At 31.8% G+C, this 10,704-nt stretch carries 14 protein-coding genes; 6 read left to right on the forward strand and 8 right to left on the reverse strand.

Annotated elements, in window-relative coordinates:
• From AC2A1C_RS15295 to AC2A1C_RS15330, 8 genes are all read right to left on the reverse strand, one after another.
• The coding region (locus tag AC2A1C_RS15295; RefSeq protein WP_484026783.1) for a hypothetical protein at nucleotides 1-191 on the reverse strand (191 nt) is incomplete at its 3' end.
• 32 nt (nucleotides 192-223) lie between these two features.
• Nucleotides 224-1,291: a type I restriction endonuclease gene (locus AC2A1C_RS15300; RefSeq protein ID WP_484026784.1), complete on the reverse strand. Its 1,068-nt coding sequence runs from the start codon at nucleotides 1,289-1,291 to the stop codon at nucleotides 224-226.
• 15 nt (nucleotides 1,292-1,306) lie between these two features.
• Nucleotides 1,307-1,639 carry a YegP family protein gene (locus tag AC2A1C_RS15305; protein WP_484026785.1) on the reverse strand — a complete coding sequence of 111 codons (333 nt, stop codon included), beginning with the start codon at nucleotides 1,637-1,639 and terminating at the stop codon, nucleotides 1,307-1,309.
• 15 nt (nucleotides 1,640-1,654) lie between these two features.
• The gene (gene yidD / locus AC2A1C_RS15310) at nucleotides 1,655-1,936 is read right to left on the reverse strand and encodes a membrane protein insertion efficiency factor YidD (RefSeq protein WP_484026786.1); all 282 of its coding nucleotides are present in this window, start codon (nucleotides 1,934-1,936) and stop codon (nucleotides 1,655-1,657) included.
• Nucleotides 1,908-2,171, reverse strand: a complete 264-nt coding sequence (locus AC2A1C_RS15315; RefSeq protein ID WP_484026787.1) for a hypothetical protein — start codon at nucleotides 2,169-2,171, stop codon at nucleotides 1,908-1,910. Before AC2A1C_RS15315 ends, yidD begins: the two co-directional genes overlap by 29 nt.
• A 241-nt stretch (nucleotides 2,172-2,412) precedes the next feature.
• Entirely contained in the window at nucleotides 2,413-3,078 is a 666-nt protein-coding gene (locus tag AC2A1C_RS15320) for a response regulator transcription factor (protein WP_484026789.1), read from the reverse strand.
• 12 nt (nucleotides 3,079-3,090) lie between these two features.
• Entirely contained in the window at nucleotides 3,091-4,725 is a 1,635-nt protein-coding gene (locus tag AC2A1C_RS15325) for a tetratricopeptide repeat-containing sensor histidine kinase (protein WP_484026790.1), read from the reverse strand.
• 84 nt (nucleotides 4,726-4,809) lie between these two features.
• On the reverse strand, nucleotides 4,810-4,977 hold the full coding sequence (locus AC2A1C_RS15330; protein WP_484026791.1) for a hypothetical protein: 168 nt from the start codon (nucleotides 4,975-4,977) through the stop codon (nucleotides 4,810-4,812).
• 379 nt (nucleotides 4,978-5,356) lie between these two features.
• On the opposite strand from AC2A1C_RS15330, the gene AC2A1C_RS15335 reads away from it, so the two are divergent.
• The 6 genes from AC2A1C_RS15335 (at nucleotide 5,357) to pyk (ending at nucleotide 10,637) form a co-directional block, all read left to right on the forward strand.
• Entirely contained in the window at nucleotides 5,357-6,292 is a 936-nt protein-coding gene (locus AC2A1C_RS15335) for a hypothetical protein (RefSeq protein ID WP_484026792.1), read from the forward strand.
• Nucleotides 6,293-6,471: 179 nt separating this feature from the next.
• Nucleotides 6,472-6,711, forward strand: coding sequence for an acyl carrier protein (locus tag AC2A1C_RS15340; RefSeq protein WP_002976354.1), 240 nt, complete (start codon nucleotides 6,472-6,474; stop codon nucleotides 6,709-6,711).
• Nucleotides 6,712-6,740: 29 nt separating this feature from the next.
• On the forward strand, nucleotides 6,741-7,985 hold the full coding sequence (gene fabF, locus AC2A1C_RS15345; RefSeq protein ID WP_484026795.1) for a beta-ketoacyl-ACP synthase II: 1,245 nt from the start codon (nucleotides 6,741-6,743) through the stop codon (nucleotides 7,983-7,985).
• Between the two features lie 10 nt (nucleotides 7,986-7,995).
• Nucleotides 7,996-8,751: a ribonuclease III gene (rnc, locus tag AC2A1C_RS15350; RefSeq protein ID WP_484026797.1), complete on the forward strand. Its 756-nt coding sequence runs from the start codon at nucleotides 7,996-7,998 to the stop codon at nucleotides 8,749-8,751.
• Nucleotides 8,726-9,196 carry an IPExxxVDY family protein gene (locus AC2A1C_RS15355; RefSeq protein WP_484026798.1) on the forward strand — a complete coding sequence of 157 codons (471 nt, stop codon included), beginning with the start codon at nucleotides 8,726-8,728 and terminating at the stop codon, nucleotides 9,194-9,196. Before rnc ends, AC2A1C_RS15355 begins: the two co-directional genes overlap by 26 nt.
• Entirely contained in the window at nucleotides 9,189-10,637 is a 1,449-nt protein-coding gene (pyk, locus tag AC2A1C_RS15360) for a pyruvate kinase (protein WP_484026799.1), read from the forward strand. Before AC2A1C_RS15355 ends, pyk begins: the two co-directional genes overlap by 8 nt.
• Nucleotides 10,638-10,704 lie beyond the last annotated feature (67 nt).

Consider the following 10,704-nt stretch of genomic DNA (forward strand, 5'->3'; position numbering starts at 1 on the left):
TTATGTCCGTTATAAGTGCAACCACCATTACTATGCGAATAAGATGAGGATCTGGATTTTCTCTTTTTGTTTTTTTTCTTATTTTTTCCTTTAGAAAATTCAGTTTTAAGAATATTGTTACTTGTTGCCGAATAACTTACAGGTATAAGTAATGCTAAACTTAATAAACCTGTGAAAAGTAGCTTTTTCATAGTTCTTTGTTTTAAAAAATTAATATTGATTTTTAGTTATAGTTTTCTATTGTTTTGTGTAGTTCGTTTCGGTAATTATAGATTTCATCAAGGCTATTCAAAAGCATTTTTTCTCCCGCATCTTTTCCGTTGTGAAATATTTCCAGATACTTATTAGAAGTGTTGAAATGAAATCTGCAAATCGGTTTTCTATTGTTATCATCTAATAAAACTCCGAAATACGATTGTGTGTCTCTATGCGAAATTCTTTCAGAAGAAATTTTTTCCCTTAAAATAGCTTTTACAATCTGGAAGGCCTCTTTTTCTTCATCTGTCGTGAAAAATTTCGGAATTTCGTTATTTTCATCTACCGGATTCACTTTTGTTTCATCTTGTTTTTCGATTTGTTCGTTGATACTAAGTGCAGATTTTAGCCTGAAACTAATGGACTCATTAATAGAAGTAGTCAACGCTTTTTTTGTATATTCTTTAAAAGAAACCATTCTGTTGGCAGTTAAAGGCTTTTCAAAAAACCTGTTTACCAAAAGTCTCACCAATTCATCAGAAGGATTTTCAATTTCTTTTTCAAATTCTTTTCTTATGGCTTTAATATATTTGAGGGCTTCCGCAGAATCCAGAATACTTTCAAGATTGTATTCATTCTTTGTAAAACTTTCCAAAATTTTAATGGAACTGTCTTTTAAATCTTCAATGTTGATGGTAAGAAAAGGTTTCTCATCCATAATATTTGGTTTCTCCAGATCGGTATAGAAATTATAAATAATTCCGTTTGTCAGAACTCCGAATCTTGATTTGGAAACATGATAATATCTGTGCAACTGAGAATTATGTGCGTCTGCATTTTCTTTCCAGTGTTTGCATTCTATTATCAAAATAGGTTCGTCATTTTTCCGAATGACATAATCTACTTTTTCTCCTTTTTTGGTTCCGATATCACAGATATATTCTGGAACTACTTCTGTTGGATTAAAAATATCATATCCCAAAATTTGTATAAAAGGCATCACAAAAGCATTTTTTGTCGCTTCTTCTGTATTGATTTGGTCTTTCAGTCCAACTACTTTTTGATGAAGTTGCTCCAACTTAATTTTAAGATCCATAGTTTTTCGATTTTTTTAAATAGTCGTATCTATTATTTCTGCATCAGGAGCATTTTCTTTTACAGAATCAATTCCTGCTTCCATAGCATTTTTTGAAGAATAAAGCTGGCTTTTTCCAATAATTTCTCCATTTCCCGCTTTCAAAACAAAATAATCTTTGTCATTCACAGAAACTCTTCTTTCGTATCTTGAATCAATCTGTGAATTGATTCTCACGGATTCTATTCCATTTTTACATGATGCTTTTTGAGTATAGCCTTCACTTGTCAAAATAATTTCTCCGTTTCCGGCTTTTAAATTAAATTGATACTCTTTGTTAATTCTTTGGCTAATAATAAATTTTCCCATGATTGATATTTGTTTTTATTGAATAAATCTTTTTGAAATTTCATGCTCTTCAAGGGTTTTATTATCCAGTAGAATAATTTGCAATCTCCCTGTTATTGGATTTCTAATAAGACGAGCACCCGATCTACAATTATACAATCTATATCTGAATGCTTTTAGTCCTGAAATAAAACCCTCATTTAATGTTTTCTTATAAACATATTTCGAGCAACTAATTCTGAAAATGCATTTTCTTCTTTTTCGAGCTGGAATAATGATCCAGTACATTTTAATGAGAAAGATTAGTAAATGTTTCATTTGTTTCTTTGATAAAAACAACCATTTGATATGATGTCATATAACCTTTTTGAGTCGTGGAATCAAAACATCCAGTAACAGGTTCAACATAAGTCGAAACACTTTCGACTCTCACATATTTCCAACCTTGAGCGGTTTGGGTTTTTATTAAACCTTCTAGTTGTTGTGCAATATTGCTTGAACTAAGATTTTGTTGTTTTGCAGTTGCAATAAAGGGCATTACTTTGTATTCCATGAGTTCTTATTTTTTATTTTACACTCCAAAAGTATATTGATTACCAAACCTTTCCTTACGGAAAACCGTAAAAGCAAAAAAACTTTCAAAAATTTTGAAAGTTTTTTTGCTACAATTTGTTTGGCACCAATTAAATTTTGAAATTACTATACAAAATATACGGCTGATAGGATTTTATCCTATCCTTTATTAAATCGCCACTTCGTGGCTCACCATGAATGTAAAAATTAAACGGAATGAATTATATAATCCCCAAATCTTTGCAGAACGCAACCAATTGCTCGTTACTATTTACTTCCAAAGATTCTTTAAGGCTATTCAATCTTTTTTCGACACTGCTTAAACTGTTCGGAGTAATCTTATTATTTTTAAGAAAAACAGGAATGTTTTTTTGCATCACACCTTGTGAAAGAAGCGAAACCAGAGTAATATCATACGCAGAAAACTCATAAGAATTCATCTTTTTTATGGATTGCTTCAGGTCTAAAGAAAGATATTTTTCGTTATTGTAAACTGCGGTAATGGCTTTTTTCAATTCTTTTCCGTCAGAACGTGCTTTCCGCACAAAACCGTCAATTTCGCAATCATTGAAAAGAGCATCTATGATTCCGGATTTGTGTTCTGCAGAAAAAACTATTGTCTTCAATTCCGGTTGTTCTTGTTTCGCCGCTTTTATCAATGCTTTTCCATCCTTAAGATTTTGCCTGTAATGGTCTTCTTCGTAATACAAATCTGTAATCAGCAAATCGTATGGAGAATTTTCTCTGATCCCGTTTTTTAGTTTAGCCAATGCATCGTCACAATAATAAGCATAGCTCACATTGGTTATATTAAGATCTTCCATAACTTTCTGAACCGATAAGTTAGCAATTTCGTGATCTTCAGATATTAGAATTTTTTTGAACATGCTATTCGTTTTTTAGGAAACAGGGAATGAAATATGGATTTTCAGTCCTTTTTCAGTTTTCGTGTCAAAAATAATTTTTCCATTGATAGCTTCAATACGGGAAACCGTATTTCGAAGTCCGTTTTTCGGAAGGACATCTTCTTTCATACCAATACCATTGTCTGAATAATTAACATTAATTTGATTATCTTTTTTTTCAAATTTTATTACTACTCTATTTGCTTGGCTATGCTTTTTCATATTCACAAGAAGCTCGCGAATAACATTAAAAATATTGCTTTTTATTTCGGTTGAAAGATTTTTCCAAAGTTCTTCAGAGTTTTCAATAGGTGTCACTTTCACATCATCATTATTAAAAGAAGATAAAAGCATAAAAATTTTTTCTTTGAAATCTTTTGTGGTAAAATTCTCACCCGATTCTTCATAAGAAACATTTCTGGATTTTTCATAAACGTATTCCAGCTCATCAAGAGTTTTATCTTTATCAAAATGTTCCTGATTTTCAATTTTTGTCATTATCTGATAAATTCCATTGGCAACTACATCATGGATTTTTTTCGACATTTTGAGTTGTGTATTTTTTACTTCGATTTCTTTTTCTTGTTTCAGACGTATTTGCCTTTTTCGGTACCAAATAAAACTGCCAAATAAAGCCAAAACTAAAGTGATAATACCAATGGTTTGTTGAAATGTTCTATTTTTTAATATTTGATTTTGAGCATTTTTTTGCTCAACATCGTATCGTACAATAGCAAATTGATTTTTGGCTTTATTTCTTGCTATTTGTACACTGTCATTTATTGATGTATATTTTTGAAAATTTTCCAAATAATTTTTAGAATCCAAAAAAATAATTCTTTGTAATGCTGCTATTTGATCATCAGAACTCTCATTATTTGTAGCCGCTTCAAGCATTTTTATTGCAAACTCCAAAGAAAGGTTTTTGTTTTTATCTAAATAATAGCTTGATAAAGTTTCAAAACTTGAATTTTCGCCTTTTCCATCATTCGTCTTTTGCCTTATCTCTAAAGCCTTATAAAATTCCGGTAAAGGATTATAGCTTTTATCTTCAAGATATTTAGCTTTTGCCAAATTATTCAATGCTCTGGAATAATCATCAATTTTTTTCGTTTGAATTGCTTTTTCTAAATATTTTTTTGCAGATTTAAATTTACCCAGACTTATTAATACATCACCAATATTATTATAATACACAAGTTTATTCAGGCTGTCATTAGAGTATTTTACGGCTTTAAAATGATAATCAAGAGCGTTTTCATAATTTTTAAGAAAGTGTGATGCAATAGCCATACAATTATAACTAGACGCTAGTGTACTTTTCACAATGCTATCTTGTTTTTGTTTAAGAAATTTATTAGCCTCTAATGAAGTTTCTATTGCTCCATAAAAATCACCTTTATCAGATTGAATAATAGCCATATTCACAAGTGATTTAGCAATACCTATTGAATCATTGTTTTTTAAATATTCATTCTTTGCGATATTGAAATAATAAAAAGCAGAATCTACCTTATTTTTTTGTAGATAAACTTTAGCCTGATTATAATAAGTATTGTTTTTTAGAGGCTCTTTTTTTGAACAAGAAAATAATGTAATTAAAAATAATAATAACAGTATTTTTTTCATGGTTTTGTTTTTTTATTTATTACAAAATAATAAAAAAGGACAGATTTATACAATCTGTCCTTTAATCATTTACGAATTAAATATTTATGGATTCGTAAAAGGAGGAGGTGTCTGTCCAGAGTTTCCACCGATTGGTTCTCCTGAATTTATTGATTGGGTTGTTACTTGTCTATTATCATTGTTATATGATGGTGTGTCTGTACTATTGTTTCCAAATGCTAATCCAAATAGCATTAATATAATTTCGATCATTCTCGTAAAAATTTAAAATTTTGCATTAATTTTCTTCCTCTCGCAGTTTGCCACGAGCTGTACACATGTTTTGAAAAAGAAGCTTCTTTAAATTTTTGGGAAGTTGTGATGTGCAAAACAGAAGGAAAAACCGCTTCCCAAATACAGTTGATCCCAACTGTTTTTTACATCATGTTTTTTTGAAATCAGTTTCGTAAATTTGTTTTTATAATGTTTTGTTTCTCACTGATTTCTGAAGCAAAGATGCAGCAAAACATCACGCATGTGTTAGACAAAACATCGACATCGATAGACAAAAAATGGACAGGAATTTCATTACGGAAAACCGTAATAAGGAATACATGAAAATCATCTATTTTGTAAAAACTAAAAACTATATATGTCCACAATAAAACTACTAATTCGTGAAGTATTTGAACAGGCTAAAAGAGAATCGGGAAGAAAATCAAAAAGTGGTTTAGCTTATTACTTGAATTTGCATTTTATAGATGATCTGAAATATTATGACATTTCAGATAAAACATTTACAAGGTATTATGAAGACTATATAGATGGAGATAATGAAAGAAATATAGAACCTGATAGACTCGACAAAATGAGCCAATATGTGGGCTACAAAAATTTTGCAGATTTTTCGAGAAATTTTATCAAAAAAGATGAAGATAGCAATAAAACAACAGTCAGAATAAGTGTCGATGAAGATGAAAAATCTTTAATAGACAAATTTGGTGATATTATCATCAATATTACCAATAAACCTATTTTTAATATTCCGGAGTTTTTGACCAAACAAAGCAACATAGGAATTATAGGCATTATTCTTCTCGCAAGTTATTTTTTAGGAAATAAATCATTCAAATTCTGGAAAGACGAAACAGGAAATTTCGAAAACAAAACTGCTCTTGATTCCAATAATTCAAAAAAAAATAGCTACACACCTCAAACATTTGCAGATTTTAATGAAAATAATATTTCTACTAAACCAAAAAAAACTTCAATAATAGAAAATGTGATAGCAAAAAAAGAGAAAACATGTATGTATTGGGAAGAAAACGAATACAAATTAGCCGATTGTGAAGATACTAATCCACAGCATCAACTAGCTCCGGTTGATATGACCAAACTTACATATTTCAAAAAAATTACGAAACCCGATACGCTAACAGAAGAAAACGCTGTAGAAAAAATATGGTATTCAAAATATAATGGTGAAATAGAGCTTTTTACGATGGATGGAAAAAATCCGGAAAATGGAAAAGAACTAAAACTTTTAACCGAATATATGTTTAACAAATATGTAAAAAACAGTAATTGAAAAATATTTTCTCTTTAGTATCACTACATTAAAATACTTACAACGAGCCAGTTTGTCTACAAACAAAAAAATGTAAACTGAATGTCAGCAGATTACCCAAAAAAAATCAAAAAAATGATAAATCATAAAGAATTTTATATATTTGCAGCATCTAAACAACAATTAAAAATTAAAATACTATGTCAGACATTGCATCAAGAGTAAAAGCTATCATCGCTGATAAGCTTGACGTTGAAGAAACAGAAGTAACTCCAGAAGCTAGCTTCACTAATGATTTAGGAGCTGATTCTTTGGATACTGTAGAGCTTATCATGGAGTTCGAAAAAGAATTCAATATTCAAATTCCTGATGACCAAGCAGAAAAAATTACAACTGTTGGACACGCTATCGCTTACATCGAAGAAGTTGTAAACAAATAATATTCTTTGCAAAAAGGAAAAACAAATTTATGGAATTAAAAAGAGTAGTTGTAACAGGCTTTGGCGCAATAACGCCAATCGGTAATAATGCCAAAGAATACTGGGAGAACCTTGTAAAAGGAACGAGCGGAGCCGCTCCAATTACTCTTTTTGATGCCAGCAATTTTAAAACAAAATTTGCCTGTGAGGTAAAAAATTTCGATCCGCTGAATTATCTTGATAAAAAAGAAGCAAAAAAAATGGATCGAAACACACAACTCGGAATCGTGGCTGCAAGAGAAGCAGTAGAACATTCCGGATTACTCAACAGCAATGTAGATAAAAAAAGAGTCGGGGTAATTTGGGGATCAGGAATTGGTGGCTTGGAAACTTTTGAAACCGAAGTTTTAGGATGGGCAAAAACCGATATACCAAGATTCAATCCTTTTTTTATTCCAAAAATGATTGCCGATATTACACCGGGACATATCTCGATGGAATATGGTTTTCATGGACCTAACTACACTACCGTATCTGCATGTGCTTCTTCAGCTAATGCTATTATTGATTCCAAAATGCTCATTCAACTTGGCAAAGCAGACGTTATCGTTTGTGGAGGTTCCGAAGCTGCTGTTACAGCAAGCGGAGTTGGAGGTTTTAATGCAATGATGGCGCTTTCTACCAGAAATGATGATCCAACAACAGCTTCTCGCCCTTTCGATAAAGACCGTGATGGTTTTGTTCTGGGAGAAGGAGCTGGATGTATAATTTTGGAAGAATATGAACATGCCAAAAAAAGAGGTGCAACTATATACGCAGAATTAAAAGGTGGTGGAATGAGTGCTGATGCATATCACATGACAGCTCCACATCCAGAAGGTTTAGGAGCATATCTTGTAATGCAAAATTGCCTCGAAGATGCAGGATTATCTACAAATGACGTAGATCATATCAATATGCATGGAACTTCTACTCCACTTGGAGATATTGCAGAATCTAGCGCAATTTCAAAATTATTAGGAGATCATGCTTATGATATCCAAATCAATTCCACCAAATCCATGACAGGACATCTTCTTGGAGCAGCTGGTGTAATTGAAGCTATCGCTGCTTTAGGAACTATCTTACATGGAATTGTTCCCCCAACCATCAACCATTTTACGGATGATGAAAATATTGACAGTCGCTTAAATTTCACTTTCAATAAAGCTGTTGAAAAAAATGTGGATGTAGCTATGAGCAATACTTTCGGTTTTGGCGGACACAACGCATGTGTTCTCTTCAAGAAAATATAGCCGGATCACTATGGAGTTACAGAAATATTTTTCTAAATTCCTTCTCAAAAGAAAAAAACCTTCAGAACAGGATTATAAATTCTGCTCCAGACTTTCCAAAATCATTGGTCATGAAGTTCAGGATGTCAGGATATACCGTGAAGCATTTTCTTTGAAAAATTCTGAAAAAAAGCAACAAAAAAACTATGAACGTTTAGAGTTCTTGGGAGATTCTGTTTTAGGATCAATCATTTCTTGTCATCTTTTTGCTGCTTATCCGGAAGCAAACGAAGGCTTTCTCACGCAAATGAAATCCAAAATTGTAAACCGGAAAAACCTGAACAAATTAGGAGATGAATTAAAACTTGTGGATCTCATCCAAAATCAAGGCAATACTTTGAGCGAAAACATTTCCGGAAATTTGTTTGAAGCTATGATTGGTGCTATTTATTTAGACTTCGGATATGATGTTTGTAAAAAAGTGGTCTTGGAAAAAATGTTCACGCCTGATCAAATTAACAGGTTAGAGAAAAAAATTGTAAGCTATAAAAGCCTTCTTTTGGAATGGAGCCAGAAAAAGAAAGTAATTATTCGATATGAAACTTCTGAAGAATACCAACCTAATAAAAACATGGTATTTCGTTCGTATGTATGGATAGAAAATGAAAAAATATCCAATGCTACCGAATCGTCCAAGAAAAAAGCGGAAGAAAAAGCAGCGCAACGTGCATTTTATATTCTAAATAAAAAAGAAAGTATTGTTGAAAACTCTAAAATTGATTCTTGATCAGGAAGAAGAAAATGAATTTTCTATTGGTTTGATTCGTCTGATCAAAAATATCCCTGATTATGAATTTTTTTTTCACCTCAACAATATCAATCCTTTTAGCTTTAAAAGAATTGATGATCTCAGATTAATTGGAAATTATTATGACTATTTTTTTCCAAGATTTGAAGCTTATTCCGTAGATAAGAAAACCTGTATCCATATTATTTCAAATAAAAATTCCCAAAGCATTCAGAAAAATGCCATTAAGGAACTCTTTTGTGATGAGTCAGAGTCACGTTTCTTGCTAAATTTATACAAAGATGTTGATTATATTATCAAAACTTCAGATACAATTCACGATTTTTCATTAATTTTGCTTCCTGAAAATTTAGCTTTTCAAATTCAGCAGTTTTCATTGAGTTCAGAACATGAACTCTACCCCATATTTCAATACTATGAATAAATATTTAAAGAAAACAAAAATTATTGCAACACTAGGGCCAGCTTCTTCTAACAAAGAAACAATGCTAGATCTAATGAAAGCCGGTGTTGATATTTTCAGAATAAATTTTTCTCATGCCGATTATGATTTAGTTCGTAAAAATGTGGAAAGCATCCGAGAACTTAATCAGGAACATGGATTCTCTGTAGGAATTCTTGGGGATTTGCAAGGGCCAAAACTTCGTGTCGGGGTTGTAAAAGAAGGATCTTATTTAAATCCTGGAGATGTACTCACCTTCACCAATGAAAAAATGGAAGGCAATTCTGAAATTGTCTACATGACCTATCAGGAATTCCCGAAAGATGTAAAAGTAGGTGAAAGAATCTTAATTGATGATGGAAAACTAGTATTAGAAGTTACAGAAACCAATTTGAAAGATACTGTAAAAGCGGTTACTATTCAAGGGGGACCTTTAAGTTCTAAAAAAGGGGTAAATCTTCCAAATACCAACGTTTCTCTTCCTGCTCTTACGGAAAAAGATATTCAGGATGCTAATTTTATGTTAGATTTAGAATTGGATTGGATTGCACTTTCTTTTGTTCGTCATGCTCAGGATATAATAGACTTGAAAGAGCTAATGGACAAACATCCTAAAGGAAAAAGTTTCAAAACGCCAATTATTGCAAAAATTGAAAAACCGGAAGGTGTAAAAAATATTGACGAAATCCTTTTGGAATGTGACGGATTGATGGTTGCACGTGGAGATTTGGGGGTAGAAGTTCCAATGGAAGAAGTTCCTGCTATTCAGAAAAATTTGGTAGAAAGAGCACGTTTCTTTTCAAAACCTGTAATCATTGCTACCCAAATGATGGAAACGATGATTAATAGCTTAACGCCAACAAGAGCTGAAGTAAATGACGTAGCCAATTCCGTTTTAGATGGTGCTGATGCTGTAATGCTTTCCGGAGAAACTTCTGTTGGAAGATATCCTGTGGAAGTGGTAAAAGCGATGGCTAAAGTGGTAAAAAATATTGAAAAAACACATTTTTATCAAAATAAAAATGCACCGATAGAGCATGATTTCAACTGTGTTGATGATCGTTTTATTACAAACAGAATTTGTCTTGCAGCTGTACGAATCGCCAAAACTACTAATGTGGAAGCTATTATTACTCTTACACATTCCGGATATACGGCTTTTCAGATTTCTGCACACCGTCCAAATTCTCATATTATTGTTTACAGCTCCAACAAAAGAGTTATTACCATGCTGAATTTGCTTTGGGGAGTTCGTGCTTATTACTATGATCTGGAAAAATCTACTGATGAAACCATCATAGAAGTAAACAAAATGACCCAAAATCACGGATTTTTGGAAAAAGGAGACTTCGTTATTAATATCAACGCAACTCCTGCACATGAAGCCGGAAAAACCAATACTTTACGTTTGACTAATATTTAGAATTTAAAATATATAGAAATAAAAAGGGATTGCATATTTGAGCAATCCCTTTTTCATTTAGCCCGAT

The organism is Chryseobacterium sp. HNCC26DJ241 (assembly GCF_057180505.1).

Bases quoted from the DNA above. Each gene is read 5' to 3' on its own strand.
- AC2A1C_RS15300 (WP_484026784.1), bottom strand. From the start codon at position 1,291: ATGGATCTTAAAATTAAGTTGGAGCAACTTCATCAAAAAGTAGTTGGA.
- AC2A1C_RS15305 (WP_484026785.1), bottom strand. From the start codon at position 1,639: ATGGGAAAATTTATTATTAGCCAAAGAATTAACAAAGAGTATCAATTT.
- yidD (WP_484026786.1), bottom strand. From the start codon at position 1,936: ATGAAACATTTACTAATCTTTCTCATTAAAATGTACTGGATCATTATT.
- AC2A1C_RS15315 (WP_484026787.1), bottom strand. From the start codon at position 2,171: ATGGAATACAAAGTAATGCCCTTTATTGCAACTGCAAAACAACAAAAT.
- AC2A1C_RS15320 (WP_484026789.1), bottom strand. From the start codon at position 3,078: ATGTTCAAAAAAATTCTAATATCTGAAGATCACGAAATTGCTAACTTA.
- AC2A1C_RS15325 (WP_484026790.1), bottom strand. From the start codon at position 4,725: ATGAAAAAAATACTGTTATTATTATTTTTAATTACATTATTTTCTTGT.
- AC2A1C_RS15330 (WP_484026791.1), bottom strand. From the start codon at position 4,977: ATGATCGAAATTATATTAATGCTATTTGGATTAGCATTTGGAAACAAT.
- AC2A1C_RS15335 (WP_484026792.1), top strand. From the start codon at position 5,357: ATGTCCACAATAAAACTACTAATTCGTGAAGTATTTGAACAGGCTAAA.
- AC2A1C_RS15340 (WP_002976354.1), top strand. From the start codon at position 6,472: ATGTCAGACATTGCATCAAGAGTAAAAGCTATCATCGCTGATAAGCTT.
- fabF (WP_484026795.1), top strand. From the start codon at position 6,741: ATGGAATTAAAAAGAGTAGTTGTAACAGGCTTTGGCGCAATAACGCCA.
- rnc (WP_484026797.1), top strand. From the start codon at position 7,996: ATGGAGTTACAGAAATATTTTTCTAAATTCCTTCTCAAAAGAAAAAAA.
- pyk (WP_484026799.1), top strand. From the start codon at position 9,189: ATGAATAAATATTTAAAGAAAACAAAAATTATTGCAACACTAGGGCCA.